The following is a 15239-nucleotide window of genomic DNA, read 5'->3' on the forward strand; positions in this document are numbered from 1 at the left end:
AGGGCCCGGGTCAGCGCTGGAGCAGCAGGGTGCTCCGTGAATCCGAGGCGGCCCCCAGGACGATGTCCGGGCGTCCATCCGCGTTCACGTCGAGCACCCCGAGCCCGATGACGCCGGGGCGCACCCCGAAGAGTTGGGGCCCGGCGAGCTGACCGTAGGGCTTGCCCCTCAGCAGCGACACCGAGTCCGAGCCCGGGTTGGCGCACACCACGTCCTTTCGCCCGTCCCCATCGAAGTCCAGCACGGAGAAGGAGGAGCAGTCGCCGCCCGCGGGGTAGCTCCAGCCCTCCCAGCGTCCCCAGGTCGTGGCGGTGTACGTGGTCAGCACGTAGACGTTGCCATCGCTGCTGCGCACGATGTCCGGGACGCCGTCCCCGCTCATGTCCGCCAGGGCGATGTGGCCGCCACGCTGGCCCGCGTTGTCCGTGGTGAGGACGGGGGGCAGGAAGGTGCCATCCCCCTGTCCCTTGAGCGTCAGCACCCCGCCCCCGGAGGAAGTCTGTGCCACGGCCAGGTCCAGGACGCCGTCCTTGTTGAGGTCTCCCAACGCGAGGGCGCCCGGACTGGGGCTCGTGGTCACGAGCGTGGCGGGGCCGAAGGTTCCCGAGCCCTGGCCGAGCAGCACGCGCACCTCTTCCGAGGAGAAGCCGGGCTCGATGGAGCGGCTCACCTGACAGACGAGGTCCATCCGTCCATCCCCGTTCACATCGCCGAGGACCGCGTGGCGGGTCTGCCCTCCCACGGAGACGGGGGAGGTGAGGCGGAAGGAGCCGTCGCCATTGCCCAGCAGGAGCCCGATGGTCTTGTTGGCGCTCTCGCCGCTCAGCACCACCACATCCAGGGACGCGTCCTCGTCCACGTGGCCCACCACCAGCCGGTGCACCCAGCTTCCCGCCGGCATGGGCGGCAGGGCACTCAGGCCGTCCGGGCCACCGGCGAGGTGCACCTGGACGGTCTCCGGCGCCGGGACGCTGATGAGGTCCATCTTCCCATCCCCGTTGAAGTCTCCCTGGGAGATGGCGCCGGTGGGACCCTCGGGCAGCGACAGGGCCTCGGGGTTGCTGCGCCAGACGCGCAGGTCCCGGCTGGAGGACTGGACCGTTGCCAGGTCCTCCCTGCCATCCCCGTCGAAGTCAGCCGTCGTGGCGGAGATGGAGCCGCGTCCCGAGGGCAGCCTCGTCGAGGGCGCGAAGCCCTCCGCGCCCCGGCTCTTCAGCACGGCGAGGTTGTGCATGGACTCCATGTCGTACAGCCCCACGGCCAGGTCCTTCAGGCCGTCGTGGTCCATGTCCACCACCGCCAGGGCCAGCGGCGACGTGGCGAGGCTGATGTCCGTGAGCGAGGCCACGAGCTCCGCCGCGGAGAAGCTTCCCTTGTCATCTCCGCGGAGCACGTGGACCTGGACGCGGCCGGCGGAGTCGTCCTTCCAGGCGAGCGCCAGGTCCGTGTTGCCGTCGCCGTCGAGATCTCCCACCGCGAGGGCGTGGGCCACGGAGGTGGTGGGGGGAGCGGGAAGACGGATGGCCTGTTGGCGGAAGGTCCCATCCCCCTTGGACAGCAGGGCGGAGCTTCCAAACCAGTTCCGCCCGATGGCCAGCAGATCCATCCGGCCATCCTCGTCGAGGTCGGCCACTTCGAGGATGGCATCCCTCGGCACGTACGCCTTGGGGGTGAAGCTGCCCAGCGTGCCGTCCCCCGCGTTGGCGAGGATGCCCAGCAAGGGGAAGGAGGAGCTGGACCCGCCCAGGGTGGCCACGTCGGGGCTGCCGTTTCCGTCGAAGTCGGCGATGGCGATCGGCCGGGTCGAGGTGTCGCTCAAACTGGCGGACCCGAGGGGGTAGGAGACGGGCTCGCCGAACCGTCGCATGACCCACAGGTACCCGGACGTGTCCATCCAGAGCAGCTCGTCCAGGCCATCGCGATCCATGTCCCCGGTGATCAGGCGCTTGGGGCTGCCGCGGAGCTTCAGCTCGAAGGGAGACTGGAAGCTTCCGTTGCCGAGCCCCAGCATGACGGAGACGGTCTCGCCGGAGTCGGGGACGGCCACCAGGTCCAGCCTGCCATCCCCGTCGAGGTCTCCGCTCACGCTCTTGGAGGGCGTGGCGGTCAGGGACTGGACGGTGCTGGTGGGCAGGCGGAGCTCGCAGCGGCGGGCGGGGGCGGGCAGGGTGCGCTCGATCATCGCCGAGCCGGGTGTGGTGCCGGGGACGCGGGCGCTCAGGCGCACACGGACGGTGGCGGCGCCGGGAACGTCGAGGCTCCGGTTCCAGCGGAAGAGGTGGGGGAGGCCCTCCGGAGAGGAGGAGCGGGCGCGTGTGCCTTCATGCGTGAACGAGCCGTCCTCGGCGAGGGCGCTGGCCTGGGTGGCGGGAGCGAAGGTGCCGCTGCCGGTGGAGTCGATCTCCACGGAGACATGGGCACGCACGCCATCCGGCTGGCGCAGGGCGTAGGAGACGGTGAGGCAGCCCTCGTCCGAGGTGTCGAGTTGGAGGTCCGTCACCTCGGCGGGAGCGGGACGGGGAAGCACGGAGGCCGGAGGAGTGGCGGGGCCGTTGCCGGTGGTGTTGGTGGCGGACACGGTGAAGGTGTGCGCCCGGGTGCTGCTCAGGTTGGTGAAGGTGGCCGTGCGCGCCGAGGCGTCCAGAGTCACGCGGGCGCCGGAGGGAAGGGTCTCCACCACGTAGCCGGTGAGGGGACTGCCGCCGTCATCGGCCGGAGCCTCCCACGTCACCGTGGCCATGCGGGGGCCCGCCGTGACGCCCACCGAGACGGGCTGCGAGGGCACGCCGGGGGTGCGCACGGAGGCGGAGAGAAGTCCCGGGCCCGTGCCCACCTCGTTGCGCGCCGAAACGGAGAAGGTGTACGCGGTGCCGTTCTCCAGCCCGCCGAGGGTGACGCCGCGGGAGCCGGCGTCCACCTCGCGAGAAGCCCCGCCCGGCGTGGCCGTCACCACGTAGCCCTGCACGGACAGGCCGCCGGTGCTCGCGGGGGCGCTCCAGGTGACGGTGGCCTGGCGGATGCCGGCGGTGGCCTCGACGCTGGCGGGGGCCGAGGGCACGGTGGCTGGCACCACGGATTCCGAAGCCAGTGAGTCGGGGCCCAGGCCCACGGCGTTGAGGGCGCGCACGGTGAAGGTGTAAGGCTCGCCATTGCTCAGCCCCCCCACCACGGCGGAGCGCGCGCTGGAATCCATCGTCACGTGCGTGCCCTTGGGATGAGTCGTGACGAGGTAGCCGATGATGGGCGAGCGCCCATCGGAGCCGGGCTCCGTCCAGCTCACCCGCACCAGGCCATCGCCGCGCACCACGGACGGCTGGGGCGGAGCCCCGGGGACGTCGGGCAGGGTGATGGATTCCGAGAGACTGGCTGGTCCTTCACCCGCCTTGTTCACCGCGGTGACGGAGAAGCGGTAGGAGGCGCCCGCGCGCAGGCCGGTGACGCGGGCGGTGGCGCCGTCCAGCTTGATGGCCAGGGTGGCCTCTTGCGGCTCGCCGTGCACCCGGTAGCCGGTGAGGGCACTGCCTCCGTCATTCTCTGGAGGGCTCCACGAGAGCGTCACCGCGCCCGGCTCGGCGAGCGCCTCCACCGGCCCGGGGGCCGAGGGCGCAGTGGGCTCTGGGGTGGGGGGCTCGGTGGTGATGGGCTCCAGGCCCTCACAACCGCCCGTGCCCACCAGCAGGGCGAGGAACAACGGAATCAGTCGATGGGACGCACGACGGGACACGGCTCCCCCCCTCGGGGCGAATCGAAAGGACGGCATCGGTTGCCCTGGATACGGAGCGAGCCCGCGAGTCTGGTTGTGGGGTATTTATTTTTGTCCCATGGCGGCCTGAGCCAGCCGAAGCAGGTCCGTTCAGGGGTCTGTCCTCAGCTCGAAAGCAGGAGGGACCCTCCGGGCGCGGTCTCGCCAGACTTGTCCAACTGTTGGACAAGTTCATGAAGAGCGCGCCCGGAAGGCGGACTCACTCACCCCTGAACGGACTTTGTTCGGGACGCGGGATTACCTCCCGTGAACCGTTCCATCGAGGGGGGAGGCGCTGAACGCGAGCGCGGCGCGGGGAGCTGGAGTTGCACCGTGTGGAGGGGCCGCTTCCCGGAGGCTCCGTGGCGCTGGAAGACACGCCCGGAGCCTGAGGTCCTCCGTGCCTCAGCGCACGCCGAGGAAGTCCGCCTTGCCGATGTCCAGCCCGTTGTGGCGCAGGATGGCGTAGGCGGTGGTGACGTGGAAGTAGAAGTTGGGCAGCACGAAGCCGAGCAGGTAGGGCTGCCCCTTGAACTGCATCTCGGTGCCGCGCATCTTGAGGATGACCTCGCGCTCCTCGCTGCCGTCCACCTGCGCCGCGCTCACGGTCTGCAGGAAGTCGATCGTCTTCTTGATGCGCTCCTGCAGCTCGGGGAAGGTGCTCTCCGTGTCGGCCATGCTCGGAGGATCGATTCCCGCCAGCCGCGCGGCACAGCCCTTGGCCATGTCGCTGGCGATCTGGATCTGGAAGGACAGCGGGCGCATGTCGGGGGCCAGCCGGGAGTTGATGAGCACGGACGGCTCGATCTTCTTCGCGGCGGCGTAGGCGGCGGCCTTCTCGAGGATGGCCGACAGGTTGCCCAACATGCGGATGAAGACGGGGATGGAGGCCTGATACATGGACAGGGACATGGGTTGGCTCCGGCAGGGGAAGGAAAATGCCGCCCTGGTATGTGAGCCGGACCGGTGCCTGTCAACAGAAGGAGACGCGCCGGATGGCGTTGTTCCTGGTGGCCCTGGGGCAAATTGTCCCGTTCGGTCCCAGCCGCGCACCCGCGGTCCGTGCCGCTCAGGGATGCAGCTTCTCGTTCCGGGCGAGCATCTCGACGAACTGGGCGATGCGCCTGGCGCGGGTCTCGGCCTTCTTCGCGGTGTGGATGCGGAACAGCACGGCGTAGCGGTTGGCCGAGTTGAGCGTGGCGAAGAACGCGGCCGCGCGGGGGTTGGCGGCGAGGGCGGCCGTCAGGTCCTCGGGCACGGTCGCGCGGCTCTGCGAGTCATAGGCCGCTTCCCAGCGTCCGTCCTGCTTCGCGCGCTCGACCTGTTCGAGCCCGGGTGGCTTCATCTCTCCCGACTCGATGAGTGCCAGTGCCTTGTCGCGATTGATTTTCGACCAGATGCTCCTGGGGCCGCGCGGGGTGAACTTCTGGATCCACGCGGTGTCGTCGAAGCTGCGCTTCAGTCCGTCGATCCACCCCCACGCGAGCGCCACCTCGAGCGCCTGCGCGTAGGTGATGGACTCGATGCCGGAGTCCTTCTTGGCGAGCTTCACCCACAGGCCGCGCGAGGACGCATGGTTCCTGGCGAGCCAGTCCGCCCAGTCGCGTGGTTTCGCGAAGGGGATGATCGGCGGTTCCTCCGCGGGGGCCGCCTTCGTGGCCGGCGTCTTCGTCTTCGGTGCCGGCGTCTTCGCGGCCTTCTTCGCAGCGGCCTTCTTCGGCGCGGCCTTCTTCATCGGGCTCATGGCTGGGCTCGCTATCGGGACTTCTTGCGGCTGGTGCGTTCGCCCGCGTCACCGTTGAACCCCGTGACGCGCATGCCGAGCGACTGGGCCAGGAGCACGGCGGTCTCGACGGGGACGTGGGTGCCCTTGAGGCGGTTCTGGGCGGGGTCCAGGAACGCGCCCACGGCGGTGGAGAAGTCCGCCTTGGTGAGGTTGCAGCCCCGGAAGTTGCTGCCCGTGAGGTCCGTCCCGGAGAAGTCCGCTTCCGTCAGGTCGAGGTCGAAGAAGTTCGCCTCCAGGGCCGAGCAGCGCAGGAAGGACGTCTTGCGCAAGCTGAGGCCCACGAAGGACGTGTAGCGCAGGACGCAGTTGTCGAACTCGACCTCGGGGTTGGACGATACCGGCGTCCAGTCGATGCCCATCAGCTTCGAGCCCTCGAAGCGCACGCCCCTCAGTCCCGTGGACGGGAGCTGGGCGCGGCTGAGGTCACAATCGCTGAAGACGCAGGATTCGAGCTTGCTCTCCTTCCAGCGGCTCTCCTGCAACTGGCACCGCTGGAAGGTGCACCGGTAGAACTCCTTCTGGCCGAGGTCACCGCGCTGGAGGTCCAGGTCGGTGAACGTCTCGTTCTCGAAGAAGTCCTCCCGGGCGAGTCTTTGTGCATCCATGCCGCCCATCCTAGGAAGGGCGGCGGTTTTTCCAAGCGCTGGATGCGCTCAGGCGGCCGAGTGGGACGTCTCGGCGGCGCCGTTCGACGCCTCCAGCTCCCGGAGCATCCGCTCCCCCTCGAGCTCGTCGATGGGGGTGAAGCGCTCGAGGTCCGGGCGGTAGGCGTGCACCCGCGCCTGGCCGATGTCGAACCACCAGCCGTGCAGCCGCAGCGTGCCGGCCGCCAGACGCTCGCGCACCAGGGGGTAGGTCTTCAGGTGCTCGAGCTGCTGCAGCACGCTGTACTGGCTGAGCCGGTCATACGGGGCGAGCCCCTCGCCGACCTTGCCACCGCGCTCGTAGGCGGCCAGGGCGGGGCGGCCCACGTCCAGCCAGCTGCTGAGGTTGGGCGTCTTCTGGTCGTTGTACCCCGAGAGGATGGCCTTCATGGCGCCGCAGCTGGAGTGGCCGCACACCACGATGTCCTTCACCGGCAGGGTGAGCAGGGAGAACTCCAGGGCCGCGGCCTCGGAGCGGTCGCTCAGGGACAGGCCCGTGGAGTCCGAGGGAGGCACCATGTTGCCCACGTTCCGCATGACGAAGAGGTCACCCGGGTTGGTGGACGCGAAGAGGTTGGGCACCACCCGGCTGTCGGAGCAGGCGATGAACAGACAGTCGGGAGTCTGTCCATTGGCCAGCCGCGCGAAGGTGGAGCGGTAGGCGGGGAGGCTGTGACGCTGGAAGTCGAGGAGACCCTGAACGAGCTTCTTCATTAGGCAGCACCTTCCGAGGAGAGAGTCGAGGAAACGGAAACAGGGGACTTGTTGGCGGGGGTGGAGCCCTTGCGGGTCCACACGTCCTCGAGCGGCTCCATCCACACCTTGCCGCCCGTCTTGCGATGGTTCTGACACCAGCTCTCGAGGGCCTCGTAGCCGGAGTGGTCCAGCGTATCGACCGCGAGGTCCAGCTCCACCTGGGAGCCGTTGGGCACCGCGGCGAGCGCGGCGGACAGCTGGGGCACGCCCACGAAGGTGAGGGCGCCGCTCACGCGCACCTGGTGCACCTCACCCTCCTTCTTCACCTGCACCTGCACGCGGCCCAGCCGCCACAGCAGCCGCGCCACCGCCACCGCGAAGCCCAGGCCGATACCGGCCAGCAGGTTGATGCCCACCACGCCGGCCACCGTCACCACGTACACGGACAGCTCGCCGCGCCGGCGCAGCTCCTGGATGTGGTGCATGTTGACCAGCTTGGCGCCCACGTGGACGAGCAGGCCGGCCAGCACGGTGAGGGGCACCAGCCCGAGGTGCGCGCCCAGCAGGGAGACGAAGAGCAGCATCCACACGCCGTGCAGGATGGCGGACATGCGCGTCTTGGCGCCCGCGGCGATGTTGGCGGCGCTGCGCACGATGACGCCGGTGATGGGCAGGCCGCCCATCAGACCGGACAGGGTGTTGGCCATGCCCTGGGCGAACAGCTCCTTGTCCAGGTTGGCGCGCGGGCCGGTGTGCAGCTTGTCCGTGGCCACCGCGCTCAGCAGCGACTCGGCGCTGGCCACCAGGGCCAGGGAGAACACCGCCGCCGCGAAGGCGCCCCAGTTGGTGGGCAGCGTGGGCAGCTGGATGCTCTCGAAGAGGCTGCCAGCCAGCTCCACCCGCTTCACGTCCGTGCCCCACACCGCCGCGGCCACCGAGCCGGCCACCACCGCGACCAGCGGGCCGGGCACCTTCTTGAGCGGGTTGTTGGGCATCAGCTGCCACAGCACCAGGATGCCGATGGTGACCAGGCCCAGGATGGTGGCGGGGCCGTGCAGGTCGGCGATCTGCCCGGGCAGCTCGCGCAGGTTGGCCCAGGCGTTGGACTGGGGAGCGCCACCCAGCACGATGTGCAGCTGGCCCAGCACGATCAGGATGCCGATGCCCGCGAGCATGCCGTGGATGACGGCCGGGGAGATGCCCAGCGCGGCGCGCGCCACCTTCACGCCGCCGAGCACCATCTGGATGATGCCCGCGGCGGCCACCGCGGCGCACGTGGCCGCGAAGCCCAGCTCCTGGATGAAGCCGAACACCATCACCGCCAGGCCGGCCGCCGGGCCGCTCACCAGCAGCGGCACGCCACCGAAGAGACCCACCACCAGGCCGCCCACCACTCCGGCGATGAGCCCGGACATGATGGGGGCGCCCGAGGCCAGGGCGATTCCCATGCACAGCGGCAGGGCCACCAGGAAGACCACCAGGGAGGCGGGCACGTCACTGGCCAGCACCGACCGGAGAGAGCCGGAGTCACCGGCCTTCTGCTCGTTGGACTTCATGTCTCTCAGCCTCCACACCAGAAAGAAGGCGTCGTGCTCCTCGGAGGAGCACGGCGCGTGTCCGCCCAGACAGGGCAAGGACCGTGCCACGGGTGTGGAAGGGACTTCCCTCGGAGGGAACGCGAGGGGAACCCCGGGGGACTTCAAGAAATTTGAAGTGGGGCCGGGGGCGATGAAAGAACCTTGAACAAGAATCTTGAACTGCCCACCTCGGACTACTCCTCGCCGAGCTTCCGCAGGAAGGTGGGATAGGAGATGCCGAGCGCGCGGGCGGCATCCATGCGGCGGCCTTCCATGCGCTCGAGGACATGGCGGACGTATTGACGCTCGACCTCCTCCAGGGGAGGCGGGGGGCCGGCCACGACGAAGGCATGTGGGTCCGACAGCTGCGTGGGGCCTCCAGGGCGGGGAGCGAGTGCCTCCAGCTCCAGGTTGGGGCCGGGCTCGAGCACCAGGGCGCGCTCGAGCACGTTGCGCAGCTCGCGCACGTTGCCGGGGAAGGGGTAGCGCTCGAGCCGCTCGTGCGCGGCGGCGGAGAAGCCCACCGGGCGGCGGCCCAACTCGGCGCACAGCTCGGCCACCAGCGACTCGGCCAGGGGCAGCACGTCCTCGCGGCGCTCGCGCAGCGGGGGGATGTCCACCTTGAAGACGCTCAGGCGGAAGTAGAGGTCCTCGCGGAAACGGCCATCGGCCACCTCCTGGTTGAGGTCGCGGTTGGTGGCGGCCACCACGCGCGCGGTGCTGCTCAGCTCGGTGCTGCCGCCCAGCCGCCGGAAGGCGCCCTTGTCCAGGAAGGTGAGCAGCTTGGCCTGCAGGGGCAGCGGCAGCTCGCCCACCTCGTCGAGGAAGAGCAGGCCGCCGTTGGCCACCTCCACCAGGCCGCGCCGGGCGGTGCGCGCGTCGGTGAAGGCGCCGCGCTCGTGGCCGAACAGCTCGCTCTCCACCATGGTGTCCGGCAGCGCGGCGCAGTTGACGTGGACGAAGGGCCCCTGCTCCTCGCGCAGCGCGTGCAGGTGGCGGGCGAGCACCTCCTTGCCCACGCCCGTCTCCCCCAGCAGCAGCACGGGGCTGCGGGGCGAGGTGGCGATGCGCTCGAGCATCTGCAGCGTGTGGCGCATGGCGGGCGAGCGCGGCACCAGCATCCGGTGCCGGCCTCCCAGCGCGCTCTCGGCCCGGCGCAGGCGCTCCTGCAACCGCATGTCCTCGGCGGCGCGGCGCGCGCGCAGCACCAGGTCATCCAGCTCCACGGGCTTGGAGAGGTAGTCGCGCGCCCCGGCCTTGATGGCCTCCACCGCGCTGGCGATGTCTCCGTGCGCTGTCGCCATGAGCACCACGGCGCCGGGGACGAGGGTGCGCAGCTCCGGCAGGAAGGCGAGCCCGTCCCCATCCGGCAGCCGGCGGTCGAGGATGACGAGGTCGGGCGCCTCGCGGGCGAGGGCGGCGCGTGTCTCGTGCAGCGAGCGCGCGATGCGGACGCGGAAGCCCTCCTGGGTGAGCACGGAGGCGGCCAGCGAGGAGAAGCTGCGGTCGTCATCCACCAGGAGCAGGGAGGTACTCATAGGGCGGTACTCATGCGGTGCTCTCCAGGGGCAGGCGAAGGGTGAAGCGGCTGCCGTCGGGCAGACGGGTATAGGTGAGGTGGCCCCCATGGGACTCCACGGCGGTGCGGGCCATGGGCAGTCCCAGGCCCACGCCCTTGGCGCGCGCGGTGGCGAAGGGCTCCCACAGGCGCGGCTCCAGGTCGGGGTCCACGCCGCCGGCGTTGTCCTCCACGCGCAGGACGGCCTCGTTGTCCTCGCGCGCGAGGCTCACCCGCACCCACGGGGAGGGACGCAGGCCCGTGTCGCGCGCCACCGCGCCCGCCTCCACGGCGTTGCGCACCAGGTTGTCGATGGCGGACACCAGCAGCGCGGGGTCCGCGTGCACGTTGAGGCCCTCCGCCAGGGTCACCTCCACGGGCACGTCCTCGGCCTCCGGCAGCAGGCGCACGGTCTGGAGGGCCTCCTCCGCCAGCAGGCGCAGCTCGCAGGAGCGGCGCGCGGGGGCGGCGCGCGGGGCACCGAAGGACAGCAGCGAGCGGGCCAGGTGCCCCAGCCGTTGTATCTGCGAGCGCAGCGCGGGCAGGGCCACCTCTCCCGCGGAGGCGGCGGGTTTCATCAAGGAGAGGGCCGCCTGGATGCCGTTGAGGGCGTTCTTCACCTCGTGGGCGATGAGCTGGCTGGCGGCGCCCAGCGCGGCCATCGTCTCCTGGTGGCGCAGCCGCTCCTCGGCGGCCAGCAGCGAGCGGTACGAGCGCCGCAGCAGGAAGGTGAAGAGCAGCAGGGTGCTGCCCAGCAGGGCCATGTGGAAGAACAGCTGCCCGAGGAAGCGGCGCCGCAGCCGCGCGATGTCCCGCTCCTCGTCCTCCACTACGGCCAGCAGCAGGCCGCTGCCGCCCGGGAAGGGGACCCGGGCCGCCGCGCCCAGCATCCGCGAGTTGTTCATCACGATGGGGCCGGGGGCATCCGCCAGGGCCCTCACGAGCGCGGAGCGCTCGGCGGTCCAGGCGAAGCGCTGCGGCGGCGCGGGCAGCAGGAGCTGTCCCTTCTCGTCCACCAGCAGGGACATGTCCGGGCCTCCCGAGCGCACGCCCGGCAGCGGACGGGCCCCCGCGCGCAGCTCCCCCACCAGCAGGCCCGTCACCTTTTCCCCATGCCGCACGGGCACCGCCACCACCAGCGGCCCCTCCGTCCCCTCCAGCAGGCTGATGTCCGAGACGCCCTCTTCCATCGCCCGGCGGAACCAGGGGCGGGAGGTCAGCGGCGAGGCCCCCAGTGGCATCTGGGGCGGGTCGCTCCACACGCGCCGCCCCGAGGCGGTGAGCAGGGCCACGCCCTCGGAGAAGAGGGGCGAGTGGCGGAAGGCGTTGTCCAGCATGGCCTGCTCCTGGCCGGAGGGGCCGTCCTCGGGGATGAGCTGGGGGTGCTCGGCGAGCCGGCGCAGCTCCGCCTCCAGCAGCCCCAGGTGCACGCCCAGCGCCTCGGCCTGCACCTGGGCCTGGCTGGAGAGGCTGGCGAGCTCCTCGTCGCGGGCGTTCTGGAGATCCTCCCGGTAGCCCAGCAGGGGGCTGGCCAGCGCCACCACGCCGAGCAGCGCCAGTCCCACCGTGGCGGAGCGTCCGGCGCGCTGCTGGGTACGCGCGAGTTCCCCGAGGGCGGAGGACAGGGAGGGACCCGGCAGGGGCGGTGGTCGCGACATGGGGCGCATCATGCGTCAAACACCCCGGGGGACGTCTTCTTTCCATTCCCCGGCCCCCCCTCCCGGACCGCCGCCAGGAGGAAGACTGGCGCTTTTTCTGACCGTTGGTTAGAATTTGATGTGCCGGTCGAGAAAAGGAGCCACGCCATGCTGCGCCCGCTGTCCGAAGATCTCTTCGTCCTGGATGTGCCCTTCAGCGTGGGGGCGATGGCCCTGGGGGGGCGGATGACGGTGATCCGCCTGCCGGATGGAGGCCTGTGGCTGCACTCGCCGGTGAAGCTGGACGCGGAGAAGAAGAGCGCGGTGGACGCGCTGGGGCCGGTGCGCTTCCTGGTGGCGCCCAACACCATGCACCACCTGTCCCTGGGAGACTGGGCCGCCGCGTACCCGGAGGCGAAGGTGCTCGCACCCGCGGGGCTGCGCGCGAAGCGGCCGGACCTGCGCATCGACGTGGAGCTGTCGGACGTGATGGACGTGGGCCAGTCGCCCACCATCGAGCTGCTGCTGGCGCACGGCATCCCCAAGCTCGAGGAGTTCGCCTTCTTCCACCGGCCCAGCCGCACGTTGCTGCTCACGGACCTGGCCTTCAACATCCACGAGACCCCCTCGTGGCTGACGCGCACGTACCTGAAGCTGTGTGGGGCGTACGGGAAGCTGGGCGCCACCTGGCTGCTCAAGTCCATGGTGAAGGACAAGGCGGCGCTGCGCGCCTGGAGGGAGCGCGTGCTCGGCTGGGACTTCGAGCGCGTGGTGCCGTGCCATGGCCAGGTGCTGGAGAAGGGTGGCAAGGAGGCGATGCGCGATGCCTTCGCGTGGGCCTAGGCGTCCGGCCTCCAAGGGGGCGAGGACCGGCACGGAGTCGTCCGAGGCGAAGCGCGAGGAGCGCAAGGCCCGGCGGCAGGAGGATCGGCGCGCGGCGCTGCTGGAGGCCGCTCGCGAGGTGCTCACCCAGAAGGGAGTGGGCGGGCTGACGATGGAGGCGGTGGCCGCCGCGGCGGACGTCAGCAAGCCGGCCGTCTTCTACTACTTCCGCACCAAGGAGGAGCTGATGGGGGCGCTCGCCGCCGGGCAGCTCGAGGCGGAGGTGGAGGTGCTGCTGCGGGCCATCGCCGCGGCGCCGGACGGGGTGGAGGCGCTCGTGGCACTGCTGCGGGCGAAGGTGGATTTCTACGCGGATGATCTGGATGCCTTCCGGGTGGCGTACCTCTGGCCGCAGCTCATCGGGATTCCGCCCGAGGTGTTGCGCGAGCGCGTGTACCCCGCGAGCCAGCGGGTGAGCGAGGCCCTCGAGGCACGCCTGAAGGTGGACGCCCGTGAGGGCCGGCTCGCGCCCGGCTTCGAGCCCCGGCGGCTCGCCAACCTGGTGTGGATCACCGCCCACGGGCTGCTGTCCCTGGTGGCGGGCATGCAGCAGGTGGGAGGGGCCACGCGGCACACGCTCACCCAGCTACGGGACGAGGCCTGCCTGCTGCTGCGCCGCGCGAGGCTGGAGGGCTGAGCCCGGCTGCCCTCCGGCCTGGCTCGGAGGGGTAGGGAAGACGGTCCAGGGGATTGCTGACATCATCGCCCCCCTTCAATGCGAATCGACCGACTCCTGGCCGGCCTGTTCCTCGCGAGCTCTCTCGCGTGTGCCTCCTCCCCCTCGACCCTCCGCGCTGACGCGGAGCCGGTGACGCTCCCGGCTCCCGAGTCCGAGGGCGGTCTGCGGGTGATGACCTTCAACATCCAGTCCGCCATTCGTGGCCTGGACAAGGTGTCCGAGGTCATCCGCTCCGCCTCGCCCGACATCGTCGCGCTGCAAGAGGTGGACGTCGGCTCGCGGCGCGCCAACGGGTTGGATCAGCCCGCCGAGCTGGCCCGGCGCACCGGCCTGAAGTACTTCGCCCACTTCCGCACCACCTCGCTGTTCGGCGGCGACTACGGCGTGGCCATCCTCTCGCGCTTCCCGCTGGAGTCGGTGGAGCAGCACCCGCTGCCGGTGGAGACGGGCACCGAGCCGCGCACCGTGGCGCGCGTCCACATGAAGGTGCACGGGCAGGAGGTGAGCGTCTACGTCACCCACCTCACCCGGCGGCCCTTCAACGGCGGCATCCGCGTGCGCCAGAGCGCGGCCATCATGAAGCTGATGGCGGCGGACCCGCGGCCCAAGCTGTTGATGGGGGACATGAACGACACGCCCGACTCGGGCTCGCTGCGGCTCTTCAAGCGCGAGCTGGCGGACGCGTTCGACCTGCGGGGCGAGGGGCGCGCGGACACCTACCCGCTGCCCGTCATCCCCAACCTGCGCATCGACTACGTGCTGGCGAGCGACAGCTTCATGCCCCGGCACAGCAAGGTGTTGCGCGTGAATGCGTCCGACCACTACCCGGTGGTGGCGGACCTCACGCTGCTCGAGCCCATGAAGGCGCCCACCGCCGAGGTGGTCGAGCGTCCGCACGAGGCGGCTTCCGCCAGCAGCCCGTAGGGACTCCGGGCCGCCGGCTCACTCGAGCTGGAGGCCGCAGTCGCTGCACGCGCCCCGGACGAGGGGCGCCGCCGTACCGCATGCGGGGCAGGGAAGCTCGCCGTCCTCGGGCACCGCCTGCATGGCCTGTCCCTCGGGGACGAGCCCCTCGCGCTGGAGGCTGTCCGCCCAGCGTTGCTGGAGGAGGCTCGCGACGCGGGGTGTGTCCTCGGGGCGCACGAGCACCTGGAACTTCGGCGAGCACGAGGGCTTGCTGCACGCCTCGCGGTGGACGAGCGCGGGCACGCCCTCGGCCAGGCACGCCTCCACCAGTCTCCGGGCGTCCGCCAGGGTCGCCTCCACGCACGGCACCACTTCCGCGTCCGCCAGGGCCTTCTCTGCATCGTGAGGAGTCATCGCTTTCAGTGAACCCCGGACCGGGTGCAACCGTCCACGGTTTCGGAGGGCTTCCGTCCGGCCGGAGAGCAGGAGGGCGGGCGTGGGGAGGCGCTTCCCTGGGAGGAGCTTCCAATTGGCGTCTCCAGGCGCCGTGCCGAATTTAGGCCCGTCTGAGAAAGCCTACGCAACCCATGCAGGAGTGGAGACAGCCATGGTGGACGCCATCGAGTTGTTGAAGAAGCAGCACCGCGAGGTGGACGAGCTCTTCGAGAAGTTCGAGAAGGCCAGCGAGGGCAAGAGCGAGCAGGTGTTGATGGACCTGTTCGCGCGCATCGCGGACAACCTCGCGGCGCATGCGACCATCGAGGAGAAGATCTTCTATCCCAGCGTCTACGTGGGCCCCACGGCGGACAAGCTCCAGGAGGCCGTGGAGGAGCACCTGGCGGTGAAGCGGGTGATCGCGGACCTGCTCGACATGGACCCCTTCGACGCGCAGTTCAAGGCCAAGATGAAGGTGCTCCAGGAGATGGTGGAGCACCACGTGGAGGAGGAGGAGAAGCAGCTCTTCAAGAGCGTGAAGAAGCTCATGACCAAGGAGGAGCTGGCCGTCCTGGGTGAGCAGATGGAGGTCATGTTCAACGAGGTCATCCAGACCCAGCCGCGCATGCTGGTGCCTCGCGAGACGGACGAGGCGGCGCCGCTGCCGCAGTAATGGCCCGTGAGATGACCCGGTAGT

At 70.5% G+C, this 15239-nt stretch carries 13 protein-coding genes; 4 read left to right on the top strand and 9 right to left on the bottom strand.

The genetic code is table 11. The annotated features are described in order from the left end of the window. Positions 1-10 precede the first annotated feature (10 nt). The 8 genes from BO221_RS35880 to BO221_RS35915 all read right to left on the bottom strand — a co-directional run bounded on the left by BO221_RS35880 (position 11) and on the right by BO221_RS35915 (position 11661). Positions 11-3724 (bottom strand): FG-GAP-like repeat-containing protein, encoded by a 3714-nt coding sequence (locus tag BO221_RS35880; protein WP_158079971.1) that lies wholly within the window; start codon positions 3722-3724, stop codon positions 11-13. A gap of 423 nt (positions 3725-4147) precedes the next feature. Next, positions 4148-4654, bottom strand: a complete 507-nt coding sequence (locus BO221_RS35885) for a DUF1993 family protein (protein ID WP_073565362.1) — start codon at positions 4652-4654, stop codon at positions 4148-4150. A 157-nt stretch (positions 4655-4811) separates the two neighbouring features. Then, a complete protein-coding gene (locus BO221_RS35890) occupies positions 4812-5486 on the bottom strand; it encodes a YdeI family protein (RefSeq protein ID WP_083681869.1) in 675 nt (224 codons plus the stop codon). 11 nt (positions 5487-5497) lie between these two features. Next, entirely contained in the window at positions 5498-6133 is a 636-nt protein-coding gene (locus BO221_RS35895) for a pentapeptide repeat-containing protein (RefSeq protein ID WP_073565531.1), read from the bottom strand. A gap of 48 nt (positions 6134-6181) precedes the next feature. Then, a complete protein-coding gene (locus tag BO221_RS35900) occupies positions 6182-6886 on the bottom strand; it encodes a carbonic anhydrase (RefSeq protein ID WP_073565363.1) in 705 nt (234 codons plus the stop codon). After that, complete coding sequence (locus BO221_RS35905; RefSeq protein WP_073565364.1) at positions 6886-8424, bottom strand: SulP family inorganic anion transporter; 1539 nt, start codon at positions 8422-8424, stop codon at positions 6886-6888. Before BO221_RS35905 ends, BO221_RS35900 begins: the two co-directional genes overlap by 1 nt. 215 nt (positions 8425-8639) lie before the next feature. Continuing rightward, positions 8640-9983 (bottom strand): sigma-54 dependent transcriptional regulator, encoded by a 1344-nt coding sequence (locus tag BO221_RS35910; RefSeq protein ID WP_073565365.1) that lies wholly within the window; start codon positions 9981-9983, stop codon positions 8640-8642. A gap of 10 nt (positions 9984-9993) precedes the next feature. Then, complete coding sequence (locus tag BO221_RS35915; RefSeq protein WP_083681943.1) at positions 9994-11661, bottom strand: sensor histidine kinase; 1668 nt, start codon at positions 11659-11661, stop codon at positions 9994-9996. Between the two features lie 147 nt (positions 11662-11808). On the opposite strand from BO221_RS35915, the gene BO221_RS35920 reads away from it, so the two are divergent. The 3 genes from BO221_RS35920 to BO221_RS35930 all read left to right on the top strand — a co-directional run bounded on the left by BO221_RS35920 (position 11809) and on the right by BO221_RS35930 (position 14125). After that, positions 11809-12483: a DUF4336 domain-containing protein gene (locus BO221_RS35920; protein WP_073565367.1), complete on the top strand. Its 675-nt coding sequence runs from the start codon at positions 11809-11811 to the stop codon at positions 12481-12483. Further along, positions 12464-13159: a TetR/AcrR family transcriptional regulator gene (locus BO221_RS35925; protein WP_233166405.1), complete on the top strand. Its 696-nt coding sequence runs from the start codon at positions 12464-12466 to the stop codon at positions 13157-13159. The genes BO221_RS35920 and BO221_RS35925 overlap by 20 nt, the downstream gene beginning before the upstream one ends. 78 nt (positions 13160-13237) lie before the next feature. Beyond that, positions 13238-14125 carry an endonuclease/exonuclease/phosphatase family protein gene (locus BO221_RS35930; RefSeq protein WP_073565368.1) on the top strand — a complete coding sequence of 296 codons (888 nt, stop codon included), beginning with the start codon at positions 13238-13240 and terminating at the stop codon, positions 14123-14125. Positions 14126-14143: 18 nt separating this feature from the next. Here the strand turns inward: BO221_RS35930 and BO221_RS35935 are convergent, their stop codons facing one another. Next, positions 14144-14521 (bottom strand): hypothetical protein, encoded by a 378-nt coding sequence (locus BO221_RS35935; protein ID WP_073565369.1) that lies wholly within the window; start codon positions 14519-14521, stop codon positions 14144-14146. 196 nt (positions 14522-14717) lie between these two features. Here BO221_RS35935 and BO221_RS35940 point away from each other — a divergent pair, with 196 nt between their 5' ends. Further along, on the top strand, positions 14718-15215 hold the full coding sequence (locus BO221_RS35940; protein ID WP_073565533.1) for a hemerythrin domain-containing protein: 498 nt from the start codon (positions 14718-14720) through the stop codon (positions 15213-15215). The last annotated feature ends 24 nt before the right edge of the window (positions 15216-15239 follow it).

It is taken from the genome of Archangium sp. Cb G35, assembly GCF_001896145.1.
Classification (GTDB): Bacteria; Myxococcota; Myxococcia; order Myxococcales; family Myxococcaceae; genus Archangium; species Archangium violaceum.